The organism is Cognatundibacterium crateris, from assembly GCF_010078235.1.
In the GTDB taxonomy this organism is placed as follows: Bacteria; Pseudomonadota; Gammaproteobacteria; order Burkholderiales; family Burkholderiaceae_D; genus Undibacterium; species Undibacterium crateris.
The window spans coordinates 43,102-65,790 of the sequence record NZ_JAABOS010000004.1; the positions used below are offsets into that span (position 1 = coordinate 43,102).

The 22,689-nt window shown below is 50.9% G+C and carries 23 protein-coding genes and 1 tRNA gene; 11 read left to right on the forward strand and 13 right to left on the reverse strand.

Going from position 1 to position 22,689, the window contains the following annotated elements:
* Positions 1 to 27 precede the first annotated feature (27 nt).
* From EYB48_RS08665 to EYB48_RS08695, 7 genes are all read left to right on the forward strand, one after another.
* The gene (locus EYB48_RS08665) at positions 28 to 1,227 is read left to right on the forward strand and encodes a BaiN/RdsA family NAD(P)/FAD-dependent oxidoreductase (RefSeq protein ID WP_162019956.1); all 1,200 of its coding nucleotides are present in this window, start codon (positions 28 to 30) and stop codon (positions 1,225 to 1,227) included.
* Positions 1,228 to 1,465: 238 nt separating this feature from the next.
* Positions 1,466 to 1,678: a 30S ribosomal protein S21 gene (rpsU, locus tag EYB48_RS08670; RefSeq protein ID WP_005877634.1), complete on the forward strand. Its 213-nt coding sequence runs from the start codon at positions 1,466 to 1,468 to the stop codon at positions 1,676 to 1,678.
* Positions 1,679 to 1,802: 124 nt separating this feature from the next.
* Positions 1,803 to 2,249 (forward strand): GatB/YqeY domain-containing protein, encoded by a 447-nt coding sequence (locus tag EYB48_RS08675; protein WP_162019957.1) that lies wholly within the window; start codon positions 1,803 to 1,805, stop codon positions 2,247 to 2,249.
* A gap of 35 nt (positions 2,250 to 2,284) precedes the next feature.
* On the forward strand, positions 2,285 to 4,081 hold the full coding sequence (gene dnaG, locus EYB48_RS08680) for a DNA primase (protein WP_162019958.1): 1,797 nt from the start codon (positions 2,285 to 2,287) through the stop codon (positions 4,079 to 4,081).
* Between the two features lie 416 nt (positions 4,082 to 4,497).
* A complete protein-coding gene (gene rpoD, locus EYB48_RS08685; RefSeq protein WP_408058275.1) occupies positions 4,498 to 7,257 on the forward strand; it encodes an RNA polymerase sigma factor RpoD in 2,760 nt (919 codons plus the stop codon).
* Positions 7,258 to 7,427: 170 nt separating this feature from the next.
* Positions 7,428 to 7,505: transfer RNA gene (locus EYB48_RS08690), tRNA-Ile, on the forward strand.
* Between the two features lie 6 nt (positions 7,506 to 7,511).
* Positions 7,512 to 8,975: a DEAD/DEAH box helicase gene (locus tag EYB48_RS08695; RefSeq protein WP_162019959.1), complete on the forward strand. Its 1,464-nt coding sequence runs from the start codon at positions 7,512 to 7,514 to the stop codon at positions 8,973 to 8,975.
* Between the two features lie 124 nt (positions 8,976 to 9,099).
* On the opposite strand, the gene EYB48_RS08700 is transcribed toward EYB48_RS08695, so the two are convergent.
* The gene (locus tag EYB48_RS08700) at positions 9,100 to 9,519 is read right to left on the reverse strand and encodes an organic hydroperoxide resistance protein (RefSeq protein ID WP_162019960.1); all 420 of its coding nucleotides are present in this window, start codon (positions 9,517 to 9,519) and stop codon (positions 9,100 to 9,102) included.
* Positions 9,520 to 9,744: 225 nt separating this feature from the next.
* The gene (locus tag EYB48_RS08705) at positions 9,745 to 10,206 is read right to left on the reverse strand and encodes a MarR family winged helix-turn-helix transcriptional regulator (RefSeq protein WP_162019961.1); all 462 of its coding nucleotides are present in this window, start codon (positions 10,204 to 10,206) and stop codon (positions 9,745 to 9,747) included.
* Between the two features lie 191 nt (positions 10,207 to 10,397).
* Between EYB48_RS08705 and pyrF the strand changes: the two genes are divergently transcribed.
* Entirely contained in the window at positions 10,398 to 11,225 is an 828-nt protein-coding gene (gene pyrF, locus EYB48_RS08710; protein WP_162019962.1) for an orotidine-5'-phosphate decarboxylase, read from the forward strand.
* A 5-nt stretch (positions 11,226 to 11,230) separates the two neighbouring features.
* Here the strand turns inward: pyrF and EYB48_RS08715 are convergent, their stop codons facing one another.
* Positions 11,231 to 11,506, reverse strand: a complete 276-nt coding sequence (locus EYB48_RS08715) for a hypothetical protein (RefSeq protein ID WP_162019963.1) — start codon at positions 11,504 to 11,506, stop codon at positions 11,231 to 11,233.
* Positions 11,507 to 11,712: 206 nt separating this feature from the next.
* Here EYB48_RS08715 and EYB48_RS08720 point away from each other — a divergent pair, with 206 nt between their 5' ends.
* The gene (locus tag EYB48_RS08720; RefSeq protein ID WP_162019964.1) at positions 11,713 to 12,564 is read left to right on the forward strand and encodes an HDOD domain-containing protein; all 852 of its coding nucleotides are present in this window, start codon (positions 11,713 to 11,715) and stop codon (positions 12,562 to 12,564) included.
* A 39-nt stretch (positions 12,565 to 12,603) separates the two neighbouring features.
* Here EYB48_RS08720 and EYB48_RS08725 read toward each other — a convergent pair whose 3' ends face one another.
* From EYB48_RS08725 to EYB48_RS08760, 8 genes are all read right to left on the reverse strand, one after another.
* Entirely contained in the window at positions 12,604 to 13,371 is a 768-nt protein-coding gene (locus EYB48_RS08725) for a LytR/AlgR family response regulator transcription factor (RefSeq protein WP_162019965.1), read from the reverse strand.
* Positions 13,364 to 14,428 (reverse strand): sensor histidine kinase, encoded by a 1,065-nt coding sequence (locus EYB48_RS08730; RefSeq protein WP_162019966.1) that lies wholly within the window; start codon positions 14,426 to 14,428, stop codon positions 13,364 to 13,366. The genes EYB48_RS08725 and EYB48_RS08730 overlap by 8 nt, the downstream gene beginning before the upstream one ends.
* Positions 14,429 to 14,567: 139 nt before the next feature.
* Positions 14,568 to 15,260 carry a LiaI-LiaF-like domain-containing protein gene (locus tag EYB48_RS08735; RefSeq protein WP_162019967.1) on the reverse strand — a complete coding sequence of 231 codons (693 nt, stop codon included), beginning with the start codon at positions 15,258 to 15,260 and terminating at the stop codon, positions 14,568 to 14,570.
* A gap of 60 nt (positions 15,261 to 15,320) precedes the next feature.
* Complete coding sequence (locus EYB48_RS08740; protein WP_162019968.1) at positions 15,321 to 15,677, reverse strand: LiaF transmembrane domain-containing protein; 357 nt, start codon at positions 15,675 to 15,677, stop codon at positions 15,321 to 15,323.
* 262 nt (positions 15,678 to 15,939) lie between these two features.
* The gene (locus EYB48_RS08745) at positions 15,940 to 16,431 is read right to left on the reverse strand and encodes a hypothetical protein (RefSeq protein ID WP_162019969.1); all 492 of its coding nucleotides are present in this window, start codon (positions 16,429 to 16,431) and stop codon (positions 15,940 to 15,942) included.
* 21 nt (positions 16,432 to 16,452) lie between these two features.
* Complete coding sequence (locus EYB48_RS08750; protein ID WP_162019970.1) at positions 16,453 to 17,382, reverse strand: fused MFS/spermidine synthase; 930 nt, start codon at positions 17,380 to 17,382, stop codon at positions 16,453 to 16,455.
* Between the two features lie 21 nt (positions 17,383 to 17,403).
* Complete coding sequence (locus EYB48_RS08755) at positions 17,404 to 18,291, reverse strand: plasmid replication/partition related protein (RefSeq protein WP_162019971.1); 888 nt, start codon at positions 18,289 to 18,291, stop codon at positions 17,404 to 17,406.
* A 234-nt stretch (positions 18,292 to 18,525) separates the two neighbouring features.
* A complete protein-coding gene (locus EYB48_RS08760) occupies positions 18,526 to 19,578 on the reverse strand; it encodes a phasin family protein (protein ID WP_162019972.1) in 1,053 nt (350 codons plus the stop codon).
* Positions 19,579 to 19,790: 212 nt separating this feature from the next.
* On the opposite strand from EYB48_RS08760, the gene EYB48_RS08765 reads away from it, so the two are divergent.
* A complete protein-coding gene (locus EYB48_RS08765) occupies positions 19,791 to 20,174 on the forward strand; it encodes a nucleotide pyrophosphohydrolase (RefSeq protein WP_328823325.1) in 384 nt (127 codons plus the stop codon).
* Here the strand turns inward: EYB48_RS08765 and EYB48_RS08770 are convergent.
* Positions 20,162 to 20,608, reverse strand: a complete 447-nt coding sequence (locus tag EYB48_RS08770; protein ID WP_162019974.1) for a hypothetical protein — start codon at positions 20,606 to 20,608, stop codon at positions 20,162 to 20,164. The genes EYB48_RS08765 and EYB48_RS08770 overlap by 13 nt on opposite strands.
* 188 nt (positions 20,609 to 20,796) lie before the next feature.
* On the opposite strand from EYB48_RS08770, the gene EYB48_RS08775 reads away from it, so the two are divergent.
* Positions 20,797 to 21,201 (forward strand): PilZ domain-containing protein, encoded by a 405-nt coding sequence (locus EYB48_RS08775; RefSeq protein ID WP_162019975.1) that lies wholly within the window; start codon positions 20,797 to 20,799, stop codon positions 21,199 to 21,201.
* A 19-nt stretch (positions 21,202 to 21,220) separates the two neighbouring features.
* Here the strand turns inward: EYB48_RS08775 and EYB48_RS08780 are convergent, their stop codons facing one another.
* On the reverse strand, positions 21,221 to 22,483 hold the full coding sequence (locus tag EYB48_RS08780) for an MFS transporter (protein ID WP_162019976.1): 1,263 nt from the start codon (positions 22,481 to 22,483) through the stop codon (positions 21,221 to 21,223).
* Between the last annotated feature and the right edge of the window lie 206 nt (positions 22,484 to 22,689).

The following is a 22,689-nucleotide window of genomic DNA, read 5'->3' on the forward strand; positions in this document are numbered from 1 at the left end:
TCGCGCCTTGTGAAAAATGGAAATGCTATGAATAAACAGGTCGATGTGGTGGTGATTGGTGCCGGTGCTGCCGGAATGATGTGTGCGGCAACAGCAGCTAAGCGTGGTAAGCGCGTAGTGCTGATTGATCATGCCGGTAAGCTGGCCGAGAAGATACGTATCTCTGGTGGTGGACGCTGTAACTTTACCAACCTGCAGGCGGGACCAGCTAATTTCCTGTCAGAAAATCCGAATTTTTGTAAAAGTGCGCTGTCACGTTACACCCCGCAAGACTTTCTTGCTTTATTGCAGCGCTATCGCGTTGCCTGGCATGAAAAGCATAAGGGCCAGTTGTTTTGCGATAACTCGGCGGAGGATGTGATTCAGGTTCTTAAGTCGGAATGTGATGCGGCTAAGGTGCAATGGCGTATGCCTTGCAGTGTAGGCGGCGTTGAGAAACTGCCTGATCAGGGCTTTTTGGTTAGGACCTCGCAGGGGGAGTTGATGGCGGAGTCCGTCGTCATTGCGACTGGTGGTTTATCGATTCCTAAAATTGGAGCGACCGATTTCGCGCATCAGATTGCGCGTCAGTTTCAATTAAAGATGGTTGAACCCAGACCCGCGTTGGTGCCGTTGACATTTGATGCGCAATCCTGGGCACCGTTTATTCCTTTGGCGGGTATTTCGCTGGAAGTGGATATCGCGACTGGTGATAAAAAACAGAAAATGCAATTCCGCGAGGATTTGCTGTTCACCCATCGGGGCTTGTCTGGCCCTGCGGTATTGCAAATATCCAGCTTCTGGCAGCCGGGTGCTGCGATCAGAATTAATCTCTTGCCGGAAGTTGATTTAGCAGAAGAATTGTTGGGTGGAAAAAACAGTAGTAAGAAGAATCTGGCGAATTTTCTCGCGCAGTATCTGCCAGCCCGACTGGCGGATGGTTTATTGCTAGCTCATGGATTTGATGGTGCAGCGAAACTGGCCGAGATGCAGGATAAACGCTTGCGTTTGCTGGGCGAGAAGCTAAATCGCTGGGAATTGATACCCAGCGGATCGGAGGGCTACAAGAAAGCCGAGGTGACGCGCGGTGGTGTGGATACCCGTGAATTGTCGCAGCAAAGCATGATGGTGACTAAGGTACCAGGCTTGTACTTTATCGGCGAAGCGATGGATGTGACGGGTTGGCTGGGGGGCTATAATTTTCAGTGGGCCTGGGCATCCGGATTTGCTGCCGGATCGGCGGTCTGAGTCAGTTTGTAATTCTTAAGGTGCCAGCGTTCATGCTTTGGTGTACAATGCGGCCTTCAGGGTTAGCTCCGGTCAGGCCGGAATTTCAAGAAAATTGGATAGACTCTGAAAGGTTTTGTGGTTTTTGTTGCTACAGAGCCTCAAAATTTGCGTAAGATTTAATCAGTATTCTTCCCATTTTTAAGAATTCCTGTTAATATCTCTGTCTTCCTATAATTTTTCCATGGTTTGAACTTAAATGACCACAATTCGCCTTAAAGAAAACGAGCCGTTCGAAGTCGCCATGCGCCGCTTCAAGCGCACTATCGAAAAGACCGGTCTGTTGACCGAATTGCGCGCTCGCGAGTTCTACGAGAAGCCAACTGCAGAGCGTAAGCGTAAGCTGGCTGCCGCAGTTAAGCGTCACTACAAACGCATTCGTAGTCAGCAATTGCCTAAGAAGATGTACTAATCCTGATTGGTGTCTGGTTATGCCAGGTGCTTTCAGAGTTGTATAGCTTAGGTTTGCATGCCCGCTCCGGTAAGCCGCAGCGGGCTTTGTTGTTTTTATCTGATTCAGTATTCAGGGGTAAGTAATGAGCTTAAAAGACCAAATCACCGACGACATGAAAGCAGCAATGCGCGCTAAAGAAGCAAGTAAGCTGGCGACGATACGTCTGCTGACTGCGGCAATGAAGCAAAAAGAAGTCGATGAGCGGGTTGAGCTGGATGATGGCATGGTGCTGGCCATCATAGAAAAAATGATCAAGCAACGTAAGGACTCGGTTCAGCAGTTTGAAGCTGGTGGACGTCAGGATCTGGCAGATATCGAAAAAGCAGAAATCGAAGTGCTGGCGACTTATATGCCGGCGGCTTTGTCCGATGAAGAAGTGCAGGCGGCGGTGAATGCTGCTGTTGCTGAGACGGGTGCTGCCGGTCCTCAGGATATGCGCAAAGTCATCGATGTATTGAAGCAGAAGCTGGCTGGTCGTGCCGACATGGGTAAGGTATCCGGTCTGGTCAAAGCTGCCTTGTCTAAATAATTGAATACGAACGCCGGACCTTCCGGCTGTATGCATTGATACCGCAAAGTTTTATTCAGGATCTGCTTGCCCGCGTTGATATTGTCGACGTGGTGGGTAAGTACGTTCAGTTAAAAAAAGGTGGTGCAAACTACATGGGTTTGTGCCCCTTCCATAACGAAAAATCTCCCAGCTTTACCGTCAGCCCGACCAAGCAGTTCTACCATTGCTTTGGTTGCGGCGCACATGGCAGTTCCATTGGTTTTTTGATGGAATATTCCGGGCTCAGCTATGTCGATGCGATACGCGATCTGGCGCAAAGCCAGGGACTGGTGGTGCCGGAAGAAGATCGTATGCTGCCAGCTCAGCGTGCAGAAGTGCAGGCTAAAAGTCTGGCTTTATCCGAAGTAATGACTAAAGCGGGGGAGTATTACAAGCAGCAATTACGTCATGCACCGCCAGCGATCGCTTACCTCAAGAAGCGTGGTCTGACGGGTGAAATTGCAGCCCGTTTTGCGCTGGGTTTTGCGCCTGATGCCTGGGATAGTCTGCGCAGTGTGTATCCGGATTATGCAGCGCCGGAACTGGTTGAGGCAGGGCTGGTCATTGATAAAAGCGATGAGGAGGGTGCCGGGCGCAAGCGCTATGACCGTTTTCGCGATCGCGTGATGTTCCCGATCCGGAATACCAAAGGCCAGATTATTGGTTTTGGTGGTCGCATCATGGAGCAGGGCGAGCCCAAATATCTGAACTCGCCAGAGACCCCGCTGTTTCAAAAAGGTTTTGAGTTGTACGGACTGTTTGAAGCCAGACAGGCTATCCGCGATGCCGGCTATGTGCTGGTGACGGAAGGCTATATGGATGTAGTGGCGCTGGCACAAATGGGTTTTCCGCAAGCGGTTGCCACGCTGGGCACGGCGTGTACGCCTACCCATGTGCAAAAGCTGTTGCGGCAGACTGATCATGTGATCTTTAGTTTTGATGGCGATGCGGCCGGGCGCCGTGCGGCACGACGTGCGCTGGAAGCCTGTTTGCCACATGCGAATGACGATAAATTTATCAAGTTCCTGTTTTTGCCACCTGAGCATGACCCTGATAGCTACATCCGCGAATTTGGTGCCGACGCATTTGAGCAGCAGGTGCGTGATGCGATGCCTTTGTCGCAGTTTTTTATGCGTGAAGTGATTGGTGTTAATGACCTCAATTCGGCAGAGGGTCGCGCTAAGACGCAGTTTGATGCCAAGCCTTTGCTGCAGGCGATGCAGGCTTCGGGTTTGCGCTTGCAGATAGTTCGCAGCCTGGCGCAGCAGACCATGACGGCTCCGTCAGAAATCGAGGCCTTGTTTGAATTAAGTCAGCCGGTTGCCAGGGTGAAGTTAGCGCCACCACGCACTAAGCGTAGTGCACCGGTTGGCCTGGAGCGTCAGATTATGCGCATATTAGTCGCGTATCCTGCCTTGGCAGTCTATGTCGATGAGCATGTGTTGCAAGATGCCGCATTATTGGCGCCGGATGGCGCCGCTATGCTCAAAGAGTTGGTACAGGTTTGTTTGTCGCTGGGTGAAAATGCGCAATTCGTCGCGCTTGCTGAGCAATTGCGGGGAACAGGATCAGATTTTGATGGTCTGATTGCTGAGGTTGCCGAGCAGACCGATACTGAGCCTGAACTGGTCAGGCTTGAATTATTGGGGGCAGTGCGCCAGATACGTACTCAGGCACTCAAGATAGAGGCTGAGCGACTGGTCGCCGCTGGTTTGCATGGTGAGCAGGAAAAGAATCGTTGGCGGGATATTATGTTGGCACTAGATCAATTGCGTAAGCAGGCGATTTCTGAGGCGGCGAACCGTCAATAAGATTTTTTTTTAGCTTCATTTGTTTTTTGCGGGTCTTTTTTGTATAAATGCTTATCGCCTTAGAAATGGGTTAAATGAAAGCTTTGCCTATTTTTTTATCAGTTCTGGGCTGTCGCAGACCTGGTCAGGCTAGAGAATGTGATGTCCGCGTGGTATAATTAAAAGCTTTCGATTCAAGGTCTTAGGTTGTTTCATTCTGCAAATTTTGATGTTTTTCTGTGCAGAATGTGTTGTTTAGGTGAGCAGATGCTCCTCCGAGTAACCCAAAACGCTGGCGCTGAGACTCGGGAAGTCTGAAACAAAATGAGGTGCAGGGCTTGCAGATGCAGAGTCTGTAAGCTGTTCTTCCTTTTGTATGAGAAGTATAGACAGACGACTTCCTCAGTACCGGATGGTTTGATTCAATGGCTAACGCAATGAAGAAACCCGCGAAAACCCTGATGCCGACAACGGTAAAAAAAACAGCGGCTAAGGCGTCTGTGAAAGATGCCAGCGATGTACCCGTAAAAAAAGCAGCACGCCCATCAGCTGCAGCTAAAGCAGTCAGTGTCAGTGCAAAAGCGCAGACGAAAACGGCAGCCAGTGCGGCTGCACGAGTTGCCTTAAAAAATGATGCCCCTCAACATGATCCTAAGCTCAAAGCTGCAGAGAAAAAAGGGGTTGCGAAAGACGTGAAAGCGCCTAAAGTGAAATCTGCCGTAGCAGTTACTGCGGAAGCTAAAGTCACTGAAAAAGCCAGTCCGAAAAAGTCTATGACCGAATCAGCAAAATCGACTTCAGCAAAGAAAGCGCCTGTGAAAGAAGTTAGCACCAAGTCATCCTCCAAATCTAAGAAAGCCGATGTGGCTGCAGAGAATCTGGAATCCCTTGCCCCTAAAAAGCGTAAAGCAACTGCCGTAGCCAAGGCTGAAGTTGCTGCGCCGGAAGCGCCGGCTGTTGTCGAAAAAGCTGAAGCGAAAGCAGCGCCAAAATCTGTGCGCAAGCCGGCAAAAGCTGTGCCTGAGGTTCAGGAAATTAAAACCGGATCAGCACCCGCTGTCAGCCAGACTACCGATGCTGCTTTGCTCGCGACGATAGACACTTCGGGCTATGTTTTGCCTGGTGTGAAAGTGCCTGGGCGCCGTGGACGCAAACCTAAAGAATACCAGCCTGAAAACGAAGAAATTGCAGCTCTGAATGCGGTTGAACGCGCAGAGATGAAAGCCATTGATAAGGCGAAAGCAAAAGACCGTAAGGCGAAAGAAAAAGCATTGTTAAAAGATGCGTTCTCTTCTGATCCGGAAGCGACAGAAGAAGAACTGGAGCGCCGCCGTCAGAAGTTAAAAACCCTGATCAAACTGGGTAAAGACCGCGGCTATCTGACCTTTGCAGAAATTAACGATCACTTGCCGGAAAACGTGGTTGATCCGGAAGCGATTGAAGGCATTATTGGCACCTTCAACGACATGGGCGTTGCAGTGTACGAGCAGGCTCCCGACGCGGAAACCCTGTTGTTGTCTGATAATGTAGTAACAGTCACCACAGACGATGATGAAGTTGAGGCAGCTGCTGAAGCCGCCTTGTCGACGGTTGATTCCGACTTCGGTCGCACCACCGATCCGGTCCGCATGTATATGCGTGAAATGGGTTCGGTTGAGTTGCTGACGCGCGAAGGCGAGATCGTCATCGCGAAGAAAATCGAAGAAGGTCTGAAAGACATGATACAGGCGATTTCCGCCTGTCCGACCACGATCGCCGAGATTCTGGCCGCTGCCGACAGGATTGCGGCAGATGAAATCAAGATAGATGAAATCGTTGACGGTTTAGTTGATCCGAATGCTGTAGAAGATGCGCCCGCGGTTGCGGTGGCTGCGCCTTCCGATGAAGACTCTGATGAAGAGGAAGAAGAGGAAGAAGAGGAAGAAGAGGAAGAAGAAGACGGTGGTGCCGCAGGTGCTGCAGCGATTTCTTCTGAGCAGCTCGAGCAGATGAAGCGCGATGCGCTCGCTAAGTTCGAGATTATTGCGACCAACTTTGAAAAAATGCGCAAGTCTTATGAAAAAGAGGGTTATAACTCGAAGTCGTATGTAAAAGCGCAGGAAGCAATTTCGAATGAATTGCTGGGTATACGCTTCACTGCAAAAGTCGTTGAGAAGCTGTGTGACACTTTGCGTGGCCAGGTCGACGAAGTGCGTCACATCGAGAAGCAAATTCTCGAAGTGGCAGTCAATCGTTGCGGTATGCCACGCTCGCATTTCATCAAAGTTTTCCCGGGTAATGAAACCAATTTATCCTGGGTCGAAGGTGAAGTGAATTCCGGTCATTCTTACAGCGCTATCCTCGGCCGTAATGTACCCGCTGTGCAGCAGTTGCAGCAAAAGCTGATCGATCTGCAGGCGCGTGTGGTATTGCCTTTGGCTGATCTGCGCAATATCAATAAGCGCATGTCTGCCGGTGAAATGAAGGCACGTAAAGCGAAGCGTGAAATGACCGAGGCTAACTTGCGTCTGGTGATTTCTATCGCTAAAAAATACACTAACCGTGGTTTGCAATTCCTGGATCTGATTCAGGAAGGGAATATCGGTTTGATGAAAGCCGTCGACAAATTTGAATACCGTCGCGGTTATAAGTTCTCGACCTATGCAACCTGGTGGATACGTCAGGCGATTACCCGCTCTATCGCAGATCAGGCACGTACTATCCGTATTCCGGTACATATGATAGAGACGATCAATAAAATGAATCGTATCTCGCGTCAGATTTTGCAGGAAACCGGTGTGGAGCCGGATCCGGCCACGCTGGCGATCAAAATGGAAATGCCGGAAGATAAAATCCGCAAAATCATGAAGATCGCTAAAGAGCCGATTTCCATGGAAACACCGATCGGTGACGATGATGATTCCCATCTGGGCGACTTCATTGAAGACAATCACACCCTGGCACCAGCCGACGCAGCTTTGCATGCATCGATGCGGAATGTGGTGAAGGATGTGTTGGATTCATTGACGCCACGTGAAGCTAAAGTGCTGCGTATGCGCTTTGGTGTTGAAATGTCGACTGACCACACTTTGGAAGAGGTCGGTAAACAATTTGACGTGACACGTGAACGTATTCGTCAGATAGAAGCAAAAGCTTTAAGAAAATTACGCCATCCATCGCGTTCTGATAAGCTCAAGAGCTTCCTAGAAGGTAATTAATCGTATATAATGGGCGCTGATTTTTTTCGGTGCCCGTTTAATATGTTGTGCTGAGTTTTCAGTACAATATTTGCAGGCGGCAGCATCTGGCTTTACCTGCAAATCCTGAAGTCCTTTTCCAAACCTGGATTAACCTCAGATTACAGCAGGCATTGCTTGCAGAAAGAATTGGGCCTCTAGCTCATGCTGGTTAGAGCAGCGGACTCATAATCCGTTGGTACCGTGTTCGACTCACGGGAGGCCCACCATTTATCATGACCGATACGAAGTCCCACACACCATCCCCCACAGATCAAACAGCGGCACAAGTCCGGTTTGAAGATTTTGGCTTGTCGCCAGATATTTTGCGCGCATTGACCGAGCAAGGCTATGTGCATCCTACCCCGATTCAGGCGCAGGCGATTCCTGTAGTGCTGCAAGGTAAGGATGTCATGGGTGCCGCACAGACTGGTACCGGTAAAACAGCCGGTTTTTCCTTGCCTATTATCCAGCGTTTGCTGGCGCATGCGAACTCCAGTGCCTCACCTGCGCGCCATCCGGTACGTGCATTGATTTTGACACCGACCCGTGAACTGGCGGATCAGGTGGCTGAAAATGTGAAAGCGTATTCCCGCTTCACACCTTTGCGTTCTACTGTGGTGTTCGGCGGGGTCGACATGAATCCGCAAACGGCTGCATTAAGGGCTGGCGTGGAAATTGTGATTGCAACGCCGGGACGTTTACTCGATCACGTGCAGCAAAAAACGATCAATCTGTCGCAGACCCAGATACTGGTGATGGATGAGGCTGACCGTATGCTGGATATGGGATTCTTGCCTGACCTGCAGCGCATCATTAATCTGTTACCAAAACAGCGACAGAATCTGATGTTCTCTGCGACGTTCTCGCCTGAGATTAAAAAACTCGCAGCGAGTTTTCTGAATCAGCCGCAAACTATCGAAGTCGCACGCAGCAATGCGACCTCCGATAATGTGACGCAGATACTGTATAAAGTCTCAGAGGAAGAAAAGCGTGATGCGGTTTCTTTTATTATTCGTGAGCGTGGCCTGAAACAGGTTATTGTATTCTCTAACACGAAGATAGGTGCTTCGCGTCTGGCGGTTCATCTGGTGAAGCAGGGCGTCAAAGCAGCCGCAATTCATGGCGACAAATCGCAAAATGAGCGCATGGTGGCGCTGGAAGATTTCAAGCGCGGAGAGGTTGAAGTCCTGGTCGCGACTGATGTGGCTGCGCGTGGTCTGGATATCTCTGAAATGCCATGCGTAATCAACTTTGATTTGCCTTACAACGCCGAAGATTATGTGCATCGTATTGGCCGTACCGGTCGTGCCGGTGCCAAAGGGGATGCGATTTCTTTGCATACCGATCAGGACGAACGTTTGCTGGTCGATATAGAAAAGCTCATCAAACAGAAAATCGTACGTTTGCAATTATCCGGATTTGTTGCGACTTCAGTGCATACTGAGCGTACCAAGCCAGCGCGCGAACGCTTTGATGCGGGTAGCAGACACGAATCTGGCAGCAGACATGATGCGCGTCCAGCCAGAGGGTATCAGCCACCGCGTGAAAAAGTAGATCCTTGGTTCCTGAAGCCCTACACGCCAAGTACGACAGCAACTTTACCGACGGCAGTAAGCGCGCAGGCAGAAGAGGCAAGTACAGCCAAACCGCAAAAGCGCGCCGCTTTACTCGGTGGCTTGCTCAAAGCCCGTACCTAATTTTCATAGGTCGTGCGAGCTTATCGCCCGACTGCCAATAAAAAAGGAGCTGCATGAATATGCCCAGCTCCTTTTTTTATTTTAGGCGCAGCATGTAGCCGGTCAGCGGTGGCCGGCTTCGGGCTTACACCAGATTCAGGCTCACTTCCACATTACCGCGTGTCGCGTTGGAGTATGGGCAGACTTCGTGTGCCTGGTGTATCAATGCTTCTGCCGCTTCCTTCTCCATCCCAGGTAAAGAGATATTCAGTGTGACAGCGATACCAAAACCACCTTTCCCATTTGGACCTATGCCGACCAGGCCATTAACGGATACATCTGCCGGCAATGCTTTTTTCTGGCTGGCTGCAACAAATTTCATTGCGCCGATAAAGCAGGCAGAGTAACCAGCTGCGAATAATTGTTCAGGGTTAGTACCTGCGCCACCAGCGCCACCCAATTCTTTTGGTGTCGTCAGTTTCACATCCAGTTGCTGGTCGTCAGAAGTAGCGCGGCCATCACGACCACCGGTTGCAGTTGCATTTGCTGTGTAAAGAATTTGCATGATCAGTTTCCTTTATAGAGTTGGGGGCAGAACTGGAGTGCCGATCTGCTCTTGTTTGTTGCGCCGTCGATCGCTCCAATGAATAAATTATAGTTCGCAATTAAATTGCGTGCAATCTAAATGCCTATTGTATATTCCTATGATTGCGATAGATTCTTACTAAATGTGCTGCTTTTTGCCAGCAGCACCGACTGCTGGCAAAAAAATGCGCTGACTTGCCGCTGGCTATACGTCCTGTTGCTGATGTAATTCATCGCGCAAGCCGCTTAACTGCTGTCTGAGCGCCATCAGGCTGGCCAGATTTTGACCACTCGCACACATGATTTTTTCCGGTATGCTGCGCGCGAGTTTGCGTAATGCTTTCCCATCCTGCGTCAGCAGGATTCTGACCTGACGTTCATCTTCTTTGTCGCGCTGACGTAGCAGCAGGCCAGCTGTTTCCAGCCGTTTTAATAAGGGGGTCAGTGTGCCTGAATCCAGAAACAGCGCATGTCCTATATCTTTGACCAAGATGTGATCCTTTTCCCACAGTACCAGCATCACCAGATACTGCGGATAAGTCAGTCCTATCTCATCAAGCAAAGGTTTGTAGGTTTTGGTCAGCGCAAGCGAAGCTGAGTAAAGTGCAAAGCAAAATTGCTTGTCGAGTGCCAGTAGGTCCTGGCTGGTATCAATAGTGTCGTTCATATCAGTCTGAGCGGTGAGCGCTTTATTAGTAGCAGGTGGCGGTGTTTGCAGTGGCGCTAGCCAGGCTGACGCCGCCTTTACAACAAGGATAATAATCAATAATCCTGATAATGTCCTGACTGGCGCGAAATAGAGCCGCTGCCGGGCGCGGTATAATGGCGGTATACAGATTAATTTTACCGGGGCAGACCGTGACTTTTATTGCAAACCTCAACGCCGTATGGCAACAAAATAACTCCTTACTGTGCGTAGGCCTGGACCCGGACATCAGTCGTTTCCCCGCTGAATTTGCCGGTAAACCGGATGCGATTTTCCAGTTTTCCAAAGCCATCATTGATGCCACCGCAGATCTGGCTTGTTCATTTAAGCCACAGATCGCTTACTTTGCAGCCTTATCAGCAGAAGATCAGTTATTGGATATCTGCCGTTACATCCGCCAGACTTACCCGCATATTCCAGTGATCCTGGATGCGAAGCGTGGTGATATCGGTGCGACAGCAGAGCAGTACGCACGTGAAGCGTTTGAACGCTACGGTGCCGACGCAGTTACTGTGAATCCTTACATGGGTTTTGATTCAGTAGCGCCTTACATGGAATGGAAAGACAAAGGCAGCATCGTTTTGTGCCGCACTTCCAATGCGGGCGGTTCAGATCTGCAATTCCTTGAAGTGAATGGCAGGCCTTTGTATCAGCATGTGGCGCAACTGGTGGCAGAACGCTGGAATCTGAACGGGCAGGCGGCGCTGGTGGTTGGCGCGACCTTCCCGAACGAATTGGCGGAAGTCCGTAAAATCGTCGGCGATATGCCTTTACTGGTTCCCGGTATCGGTGCGCAGGGTGGCGATATCGCAGCGACTGTGACAGCAGGGCAGACAGCGAATGGCGGCGGCATGATGATTAACTCTTCACGTGCAATTCTGTACGCTAAACCTGTAGCGGATGAGGGCTTTGCCGCCGCTGCACGCCGGGTCGCCCTGGAAACCCGCGATGCAATTAATCTGCATCGCGTTTCAGCCTGATCTGATTAGTCTGGTTGACTCAGACGCGCAGGTGCCTGACGGTTTTTCCTGACATTGAATACCGTCAGTGCACCTAATAGCTTGAGCAAAACAAACAGCACAAACAGGCTTAAAGCCAGAGGTAATACGCTGATAAAAATCGCCAGGGCAAGGCAGACGATCAGCAGGCGTGGCATTGGAGTGCGCTCCAGAAAACGCAGACCACTGCGTATCAGGTAAGCAAACTCTTCCACGCACAGCTTGAAGAACAGATAGATGTTGTTGCTATTGTTTGTAGTCATGATTTTCTCCCTGGAAAACGTTAAGATACATAGAACTGGCAGAACGCAATGTTGATCAAATCTGGCTTTGCCTCAGTTCTCTAGCTGTCAGAGTAAGGTCGCGGGGGAGTCGACACCAGCAGTTTGCGATCAATGGTGGAAAATGATAGCCAAAGCGTCTCCTGACGTGATGGAAGCTTCTCTTAGCTGAGTAAGGAAACTGCATCATGGACAAAAAGACAGAATTCACTTTTCTGGAAGATTTCACAGCGGAGTTATCGGCGAAAAAACTCGTTTTTCCGACTTCGCTCGGTGCCACCATGAAGATACGCAAGGCGCTCAGCCAGCCGGATATTTCAAATGATCAGGTGGCCAGGATTATCGGTGCTGAACCGGTGTTATCGGCTAAGGTTTTACATCTGAGTAATACCGCCAGCTTCAATCCATCAGGCCGTCAGGTTACGGACCTGCGTTCTGCCACTTTATTATTGGGCTTTGCGGCAGTCAGAAATATCGCGATTTCTGTCGGCATGAAACAGCTTGCAGAGAACAAATACAAAGGCGGCTTTTCGGTGCAAATGGATGGCTTATGGCGGCGCAGCCTGCGGGTGGCTGCGCTGGCGATGGTGATTGCCAGAAGCAAGACCCGTATGAGCCCGGATAAGGCCATGCTCGCTGGCCTGCTGCATGATATCGGGAAATTCTACATCCTTAACCGGGCTCATCAGTATCAGGATGTTTTTACCTCAGAAGCCGTACTATGGAATCTGATTGATGACTGGAATGCCAGCATCGGTGCAGCGATACTCGAAGACTGGGAAGTACCCGACGAAATCCGCGATGCGGTCGTGAATTTCAAACATTATCAAGCCGCACCCCAGCATAAAATCAGCCTGACCGATGTACTGACAACAGCGGATTTTCTGGATGCGGTATTTGTCCATAATCAGCCGGAACAACTGGACTGGAGCCAGGTTCCGGCCAGCCTGCAGCGCTTGCATATTGATGCAGACAATCTGCCGGCGCTAATGCTGGAAACGAAAACGGAGCTCAGCATAGTGCTGCATGCAATTCAATAAAGCGGTTTCACATAAAACTGCCTGCCAGGTCAAGTTTGCTTAGAGCAGGCTGGGCTTAATGCGCTCCAATCCTGAGCGGCTGACCGGGATTTTGTGGTCATTCCTCAGTACCGCCAGCTGACTGTCTTTGCTGATTTTTTCCAGACTGAGCAGCGCAGGCAGGTGCAGCAGGTAAGAACGGTGTACGCGGATGAACTGAGCCGGATCTAACTGTGCTTCCAGATCGGACAGGCTTTGCGTTTTCATCCAGGATTTCTGGCCGGCGTGGATCAGGATGTAATCGTCCTGGGCCTCAATAAAATCGATGTCTGCAATTGGTACCACATGCGTTTGCCCGCGGTCGCGTATCAACAGACGTTGTGTTTGCGCGGTCTGTGCTGCCAGCATGCCTGGCAAGCCTGTTGCAGTCTGTGCCTTGGCCGTAGCGGGTGCATCACTGCGACCACTGATCAGCTTCCTGGCCTTGCTCAGCGCCTCATTGAAACGTTGTTGCGAATAAGGCTTGAGCAGGTAGTCGATCGCATGCAAATCGAAAGCACGCAGCGCGTACTGGTCGTAAGCGGTAGTGAAAATCACGCCATGCTGGCGGCCCGTGGTTTCCAGTACGTCGAGTCCGGTCAGTTCTGGCATTTGGATATCGAGAAACACCAGGTCAGGCTGCAGATTGGCGATGGCATCCACCGCCTCGGTTCCGGTTTCACATTCTGCGACTATATGCAGATCGCTATGCGGTTTCAGGTATTCTGTGATCAGGCGTCGCGCCAGATCTTCATCATCGGCAATGACGACACGTAAGGGCTCATTCATACGCTAACTCCAGCGGTAAGGCAATTTCGATTAAAAATTCTGTCTCAGTCCGGCTCCAGCTGACGCGGCCTTGGTCCGCATACAGCGCCGCAAAGCGTTGCTTCAGGTTTTGCAAACCTAAACCATTTCCTTTGCCGGGCAGGTCTTGCTGGGCTACCGGATTTCTGACTTGCAGATGCAGCCAGCCAGCCTGAGCCTGTATCCTGACCTGAATTTCACCACCCTGACGCAGATTCCGTATGCCGTGCTTGATGGCGTTTTCCAGCAAGGGTTGGAGGATCATGGGCGGGATCAGCGCGGCTCGCGCCAGTTCATCGACTTGAATGCTGCTCTGCAGTTTTTTTCCAAAGCGGATTTTTTCTACTGCCAGAAATTGTTCGCACAACTCAGTCTCTTGCTGTACTGTGATTTTTTCTTTTTCGGACAAACTTAGCGTCAGACGGAAAAAATCGGCCAGCGCTATCGTCATCTCGCGCGCTGCCGCCGGATCGATGGCAGTCAGGGCGCTGATGGAATTCAGGCTATTGAACAGGAAATGCGGATCTATCTGAGAACGCAATACCTGCAGTTCTGCGTCACGTGCCAGTAGCCTCGCGTCTGCTTCACTGCGCTCGGCTGCATGCATATGGTCCAGCGCGATCAACACATCGTAAGCAAACAGATTCAGCAAATAAAGCGCGAATGCGATGCCAAAAATAATCAAGCTAACATGCTCATCCAGACTGACCGCGAATGCCTCTTCATACAGGCTATGCAGGATTTGCAGCCACAGATTGCTGATCAGTACACAGGCCAGCGCAGAAAGAAAAGCAGCGCTGACAAAGATCAGGAAGGCCAGATAGACAGCGCGTTTGTGATGCGGAAAGATGCGGCAAATATAGTAGGCAGAGGTAGACAGAAAACTGTAGATAACGACGACTGGTATCAGGAACAGCAAGGCTTGTGACCAGTTGGCATACGCCATCGTCACCATCAGTCTCGCAAGTAATAGCGTGAGTAACAGCCAAATCATGGCGTACCACAGAAAACGTCTGGTGTCTGACAAGAGTGGATGCATAGTGTACACAATAGTTAGCTAGTGAGACGCAAAGCTGAACAGTGGCGAAGTGATAGCTGCAAATTGAGAGCCACAAAATGACAGCAGCAAAATGCCACCATCTGCCGTGAGGATGATGGTGGCATTGCCTGGTGCATTTTCAGTTACTGATTTCCACTCCACCCATGATGGCATATCCCTGGATGTAGAGCTTCTTACTTTTATCCATAGGCGGTACGGTTTTATCTTCGATACCGCCCAACAGTGGCACGCCTTGTGAAACCACGGTCCAGTCATTTGGTACACGTACGGTAATGCCGCCCCAAATCGCAAACACATTCAATACTGCTTCAGACTGTATCGAGGCGCCGCGCATATCCAATTCTATGCCCCCCATCACTGCAGTCAGTTCACCGCCTTTGAAGTCAGGCGAAGCATTATTGATTTTGGCACCACTCATCATGGCAGACACATTGCAGATATTTTGTGGTGATTGTTCCGGATTAAGCTGATTCACATTATTTTCAGTAATCAAGCGGTCTTTAAAGATGACGGCCATACCACCGGCGATCAGAAAGATTGGCCACCAGTTACGCATACGGAAGTCAATAATTCCCATGTGCTGTAAAGTCATCGCTGCTCCTACGGCGATAAACATACCGCCGATCAGGTGTCCGGAAACGGTATCGCTGCGTGAAATTTTCAAAGCACCGACGGCAATGAATACCATAGGCCAGAAGTGGAAAATATTGAGCGTGTTGAAAATGTTCAGATTATCGAGCAAGGCTAAGGCACCGAAGATCATCAGTATGGCACCGAATACCAGGCGGTTTTGTGGGTTACGTTGGCGCATGATGCGACTCCTGTCGAAGATAAAGTTCAGTCAGAAATGAAGAATGAGTTAAGTCGGGGATTACTGGCGGGGTGCGGACATCGCAATCACCAGGTGACGCAGTCCTACACCTATAATCAGCACAGGCCAGCTGGTGCGGAAAGTCCAGCCCCACAATTGTTCTGCGGAGGCAAACAGCCAGAACGCTAAAACGATTTGAAATACGCCATTGGCACGATCTTCGGGATTTTCGCGGGAAAACAGATTGATGACGCCTGCTAATGCAATCATCGCTGGCGCAACATACCACCATTCGAGTGCGTTGATCATATCCATGCGGTCAAGCAGGAACAGGCTGCCGATGACGATCATCGTCAGACCTATCATCAGGCTATTCGATTTGTTACCAGACTTAGTATTGACTTGCTGAGTATCCATGTTGATCTCCTTAGTATTGGGTGCGCTCGTTTGTTTTTCTGACATGTTCAGAATAGAGCAGGCTGATCAGTCTGTCTTGTGTTGATCGGCGAATGACGGCGGCTGGTCGGTGAATGACGCCGGGAGGCAGAAACAGTGTTGATTTTCGCTGTGAAAGCAGTGATGCAGGCGGATTCTGGCAGATGCGCCGTTCCCAAGTCGGGTGGCGCTCAGCAGCCAGTATATTGCGCTGCAAGTGCAGCGCAATTGAGGAGATTGGGGTTTAGCTCAGCAGTAAAACAAATTCATCGGCCTGGCGCACCGTACGTTTGGTTTCCACACCAAATGCATTGTGAGTCTCCTGTACGATGAAGTCGTTAGAGCCTCGGGTGCAATACAATAATCCGCGGAAATTGGTGCCCAGATAAGTGAAAGGGGCCAGTTTAGTTTTGACCGGCGTATCGTCACCGATCAGTGCCCTGAGTTTACGCTCCACGTCGTACAGGCTTTTTTCCTGAATAGTCACCATGCCGCCCTTAGGGTTAGGAAAGCTGGTATCGAAACTGGGGCTTTGTCCCATCGGGTTTTTGAACGTGATTTTGACGCCAAGTTTGAGAAATTTAGACACTGCTGTGAAGTCGTTTTTATCGTACATAGTCTGATCCCTTAGCCTGTTTCTGAGCACCTCAAACGGTTGACTTTGGCGCTGAAACGATGATGCAGTCAGCTTGCCAGAAATACGCCCGGCTGACAATCCGGCTGCGCAAACTGCCACAGTTTGCTGCAGATTTGTTGTTTAGGGACTGGCGAGTACCTGGGATCTCCAGGCTGCATAAGTGGTCGGCACATTTTGATCTGGCACGAGCAGCTCACGCATTTTTTCTGTCAGCGTTTCCAGGTCTTGCTCTGTGGCGGGGCCGGGCAGGCTGTCCAGTGATGCAGCAATGCTTAGCCAAGGTAATTCCGGCTGTATTTGCTGTAAGCGGCTGGCTCGCTGTTGCAGCACTGTCTGTTCGAGTGTTTGCTGACTGGCGTACACGATCAGGTTATAACTGTCGGGAGAACGGGCCCAGCAGACCTCGGTAAATTGGCTGCGTAAGCTATTCAGCATGTGGGCGATGCTGCTGGGTTTGCCCCAGACATTGGCCACCAGCATGCCTTGTGGGCGCAAATGCTGCTGGCAACTGCGGTAAAACTCTGCTGTATTCAATGCCGGAACCAGGCCTTGTTTGTCATAAGCATCCAGAAAAATCACATCCACCTGTTGCGTCATCGCAGGCAGATAGCTTGCGCCGTCTGCCTGTATCACTTGCAAACGGGCGTCACCGGCGGGCAGTGCAAAGGCGTCACGCAGTGCAATCACATCCGGATTGATTTCCAACGCAGTGATGTGCGAATCTGGCAGATGAGTCAGTATATGTTTGACCAGCGAGCCGCCACCCAGACCGATCAGCAAAAACTCGCGCGGCTGTTCCTGAAACAAACGAAATCCCATCATCCATTGCGAATATGCGCACAGTAATGCATCTGGCTGCTCCATATGCATCACACTTTGCATGCATTTGGGCGTCAGATACATCATTCTGAGCGGCGCATCATCCAGCACAAAGGCCTTACCATCACTGGTTTTGGCCAGCGTGCGCAGGCGCTTCTGATGGGCCTGCTCAGCCGGATCAGGCGAGCTGTTTAAAAATAGCTGACTTAAACTTGGTCTGCGGTTTGCCATCGGTGTTCTATCGGGAGTTGTTTATGCCTGTGCTTGCTGTAAAGCGCTGCGCAACTGCTCAATTTCATCTTTCAGGCGCTGGTTTTCTGTTTCCAGCTCACGCAGACGTTGCTGCAATTCCTGCTGTGGAGCCGCAGGATGGCCTGCAGTTGCAATTAAGCCAGTCTCTGCCGTGCTCTGTGTTGTGTCGTTCTCCCAAGGTGGTGACTCCACTTCGGATGCTGACGTTTCTGGTTTAGGCTTAGCTTGCTGGCGCTGTACGCGGTTCTTTTCTCGCACTTGCCGCGCCACTTCCTGCAATTCCTTACGACCACCGGCAACCGCTGCTTTTTGTTCTTCTGCAGGCAGGCTGGCGATGGTGGCGGCCGCACTGATGGAGATACTGCCATCACGTACCGCCCTGACTAACTCCGGTGACGCAGCACGCTGGATTTTTTCTATCTGCACTACTGCATGGCTGCTGATGCCTGCTACGCGTGCGATTTCCTGACGGCTTTGGGTCGGTTTGATCACAGGGATGGCCTGTTCGCTTTCCTGTTGCTCAGGCTCTGCACTGGTGGCCAGCTGTTGATTTTGTTGCTGGTTTCTGATGCTCAGAATTTCCTTCTTGCGCAAGGCCAGCATACCGCGCTGGAAATCAGACACACTGCGGCGTGCCAGATGATTATCGATCATCCACAACTGGACTTCTTCGATATTGGCAAAATGATCGTTTTGTACCACTTTGTAAGGTAACTGGTGCTTCTGGCAAATCGCATAGCGATTGTGGCCATCGATCAGCACATTGCCCCAGCATACCAATGCATCCCGGCAGCCTTCGGTCAACAGGCTGCGTTCCAGTGCTTCATATTCATGTTCTGTCAGTGGATCAATGTAGGCGCGTAATGCTTCGTGGATGACGATGCTCATAAAAATCCTTGCGGCAAAATCGTAGTTGGCTCCATGCGCCATCAATGCTCAGATTACTGATGGTGCGATGGGTAAAGCGAAAGGCCGCATTGTAGCCGAGAACCGCGTTCACCAGATCAGCCTGCGGCAATGATGTGTTAATTCAGAGGGGGAGGGGAAGTCGCGATCTGCCCCTCGTTTGTAAAAAGAACGAAAGGGCAGAAAGCAGGTACACAGGCTTGCGGGCCTGCTGTATCAGGACTTGGTGGTTCTGGTTTTTTTAGCGGCAGGGGCAGTTTTTGCCTGCAGTTTAGCCGCTGGGAAAGGGAACTTCTGCGCTGGTTTCTGTGCGCTGGCATTTGCGACGGATGGAGCTGCAGTAGTGAGCTCAGGCGCGACGGGCTTAGCGACTGCTGGCTTAGTGGTTGCTGGCTTGGCGCTGGCGCGCTTGGCCACCGGTGTCACTGCTTTTGCTGCGGCTGTGGGCTTCGTTTGCGATACTGGACTGGGTGTCAGCTTGGCATCTGCGCTAACGCCGGTTTTGCTATCGGGTGCGACTTTCGTGGTATTGCTGGCGCTTGCAGATTGCGGCGTGGTTTTTTTAGAGGAGACGGCTGCTGTTTTGGCGGCCGGCTGCACTGACTTTTTGACGGCTTTTTTGGGTGCTGTTTTGGGGCTGGGCGCTGTCTTAGCCGCTGTAGTAGTTTCTGCCGTCAGCAGGGATAACTGACTGGCTGGCGCTGGCGCCGGGTTTGCTACTGCAGCTGCGGGTGTGATATCAATTTCAGTCACACGCTCTTCTGCAATCGGTACCAGGGTCGTGGTCGCCTGCACCTGGGTGTTCAAAGGATTGCTGACGGTGATACTCAGGGTATCCGGTATCAGACTGGCTGGTACATTGAACACCGTATTGCTGTGAAAACTCAAGCCATGACCCTGATCAGCGAGTTGCTGTTCCAGCTGGTTTTTCCATTGACTGCCAGCCTGCTGCCACTGTTGCAGCCATTGTTCGCGGGTGTGAGCGCTAAATTGTTGCAGCGCTTGTCGATGGGCCAGCAAATGATCTGCGCGGGTTTGTGTACGCTGCTGGCTGAGCTCTAACCATTCCTGCGCATCTTTTGCTTGTAACAACTGCTGCGTAGTTTGACTGTAGTCATCGAGAGATTGACGCGCATATTGAAATTGCAGTGCAAGAATCTGCTCCAGACTTTGAAATGCGAATGCCGCACATCCTTGCAGTAGTGTAAATTGTTGGCTGAGCTGCTCTTGCGCAGCAGCAGCGGTGACATCGGGGTGTGGCAACGGCATGAAGCTCTCCTTCAGAGTAGGTAAGACGGTTCAGGCGGGCTGCGTCGGGCCAGAGTTTGATGATTGACGCATTGCAGCAATCCTGATTTTACTCTGGGAGTGCTTAAAAAGTCAGCAAATTATTTTGTATGAGCATCTGGTTTTTTTGTATGCACAGCTTGCAGGGCAGGATGGCAGTTTATGGATGAACGGATCAACACAGGATGGAAAAGATGCAGGACAGTTTAACCACATTACAACAGTTACTCAGGGAATTTGCTGCTGAGCGCGATTGGGCGCAATTCCACTCACCGAAAAATCTTGCCGCTGCCTTGACGGTAGAAGCAGCCGAGTTACTCGAAATTTTTCAGTGGTTGCCCAGCGGTGAGAAGGACACATTGAGCCCTGCGCAATATCAGGCGGCCGGACATGAAATGGCGGATGTATTGTGTTATTTGCTGATGGCAGCAGACCGACTGCAAATTGATCTGGTGGCCGTCACGCAGGAAAAAATCAGATTAAATGCCTTGAAGTACCCGGTTGCCAGGTTTGCAGGAAAATCCGATAAATACGATCAGGCCGGGCAGCCAGATACCTCACAGCATCAGGCGCAATGATGTAATTGCTGTTCCAGGCTATTTAAAAATGTCTGGTGAGGATACAGTTCAGGTGTGATGGCGAAGCCGCGCTGGTTCAGCCACGCGCAGGCTTGTTCCAGACTGCTACAGGATTGGTAACGTGGGTTTTCTGCCAGTCCGGCCTGACGGCGCATGACATCGAGATGCAATTTACTGGGCAAAATAAAGGCAACACAAACGCAGCCATTGGCAAACACCCAGTCACTCATGCTGGTGTACGACTGCAGGGAATCCTGGGTCGACATTTCCCACATGGCACCGTGTGCTAATCCTGCCCAAGGCCTGTCCTTAGGCGCCTTGGCTTGCAATTCCGCGAATATAGCTTCTGTTCCCTGCTGATTAAAACTACCACCGAAAGTTCTGACCAGCACATCGCCGACCAGGTCAATCTGCCACTGACCGTGGATATTCATGTTACTTTCCCGACTCACTTTGTTAGACCGTAGTCTGGCAGTGTTTCCCAATCAAAACAAGTGAAAGTAATTGTTTTAAGTAAGACCGTCACGACCTGGCGTCACTGGCGCGTCATAATTTTTCTATATCTTTGCGGCACCATTTCACGGCGATCCTCAGATCGTCTTTGCTCACTTCTTGAGTTCGTATGAATCAGCCAGAAAAACGCCAGTATCAACGCATACAATTTTTCCGTTTAGTCAAAGATCAGGAACTGATCCCAGTTTGGGTATTCAATAGCGTATCACCAGGCAGTAGCATTGCAGCTTTGGTGATAGATATGAGTGAAACTGGTATGCAGGTGCTGACCAGCGCCGAGGAAAAACCGGAAGCTATTCATTATTTCCTCAATTTTCTGTGCGATGAAGGAAATGCGCTGGATATTCCAGCCATGCAGGTAGAACGCGTTTGGTCAGAAAATGAGCAGGGCTTGTATGTCCGTAGCGGATTCAGGCTCGATGCTATCGACAGACTGACGCTGGATCTGATGCAAGACAAAATGCATAAAAATCCAGTCGCCTTCATACGCTGCAGTCTGTCGCCGGCACAATGATCGCAGCTGCGCTTAGGGTTCAGTGCGTGGCGTGACGGGTGGCATTGCGGTAAAGCGAAGGAATTTTATGCTGGCTCAAAATTACCATCACCAGACTGCCTGCAGCCAGTAATCCCCAGTTGATGGCGGGAGTGTTCCAGCGTTGTGCCAGGTCAAACAACAGACCACCGGCCAGGCTGCCCGTCATATTTCCCATACTCTGATACAGCATCTGGCGCGACATCAGCTGGCCGGTATCGGCTGAGACACGGTCCGCATAGCGTGCGGTCAGCACGTCCAGCGATGGGCCATAAAAAATCTGGGCAAAAGACAGCAGCACCGAGGCGATGATCACCGTGGCAGCGTAAGCCGGAAATGCCAGCATGCACAGGAAACTCAGAAACAGGCTCAGGTAACCAAATTGCAGGAAACGGAAATGATCTTTATTGCGCACGGCCTGTTTGGATACCGGGATTTGAAACGCGATGATCACCACGGCAGCGACCCAGAATGGGGTAGACACAGACAGGTCCGGGGTGAACTTCGGGATATGCAGACTGAAGCCTATGGTTGGCTGTACTGCAAAGCACCAGAACACAGCATTGGACAAATAAAACAGCAAGGGCAATTCTGACTGCTGGCTACGCTCATGGCTTAGCTTTTCATTGCCAGCGACCAGATCACAGGCGAGTTTATGTTGCTGTTCCTGCTCAAACTGTTGCTTCAGTAAGCTGGCTTCATGGCGCACGATAGCCCGCATGGCTGCTAACATCAGTAAGCCATAGCTGATAAAGGTGATCAGTACGATCAGGAACACCAGTTTCATGGTGTGATGTGGAATCCAGCCCGCCAGCAGATAGCCTGCCACCAGACCTATCCTGATAGCGAAAGATAAGCGGCTGAATAAAGAAGTCTGATCCAGATCCCGCAATTTCAGCAGGTAAAACTTCAGACCCGGAAACGACAAGCCACTGCCCAGCCCGGCCAGCACAGCGAAAACAGCTAAGGCCCATGCCTGCTCCAGGAAGGCCATGCAATACAGGGCTACGCCTTCGAGCAAAATATTGCCCGACACTGCCAGTGGATGATTCGCTGTAGTGGGAAAGCGGCTGCCTAACCAGGAACCGATTACGCGTCCCAGGTTCAACCCACACAAGATAGATGCCGCCCAGAATCCCGAAAATTTGATCCCGGTTTCAGAGACGATCAATGGCGTGTACAAGGCCACGCCACCAGATGCAATCGCTACACCCAGGTAAATCAAATAGGCATTCAGGCTGGAGTTCAGAGTTTGTTTATGCATGGAGCAAGTGGCCGGTAGATGGGAGCTATTTCTCTCCTTGAGCTGGCTGCTGCCACGCAGATAGCAGAATGGACAGTGGCTATTTTACCTGCCGTTAGTTCCTGTGTGCAGCACAAATTACACATAGGCCTTACGCAAAACCGCCCCAGCTGCGTTATGGCTCCTTGTCGTACATTACGTACTGCCTGCGTCGCCATGCCTTGCCG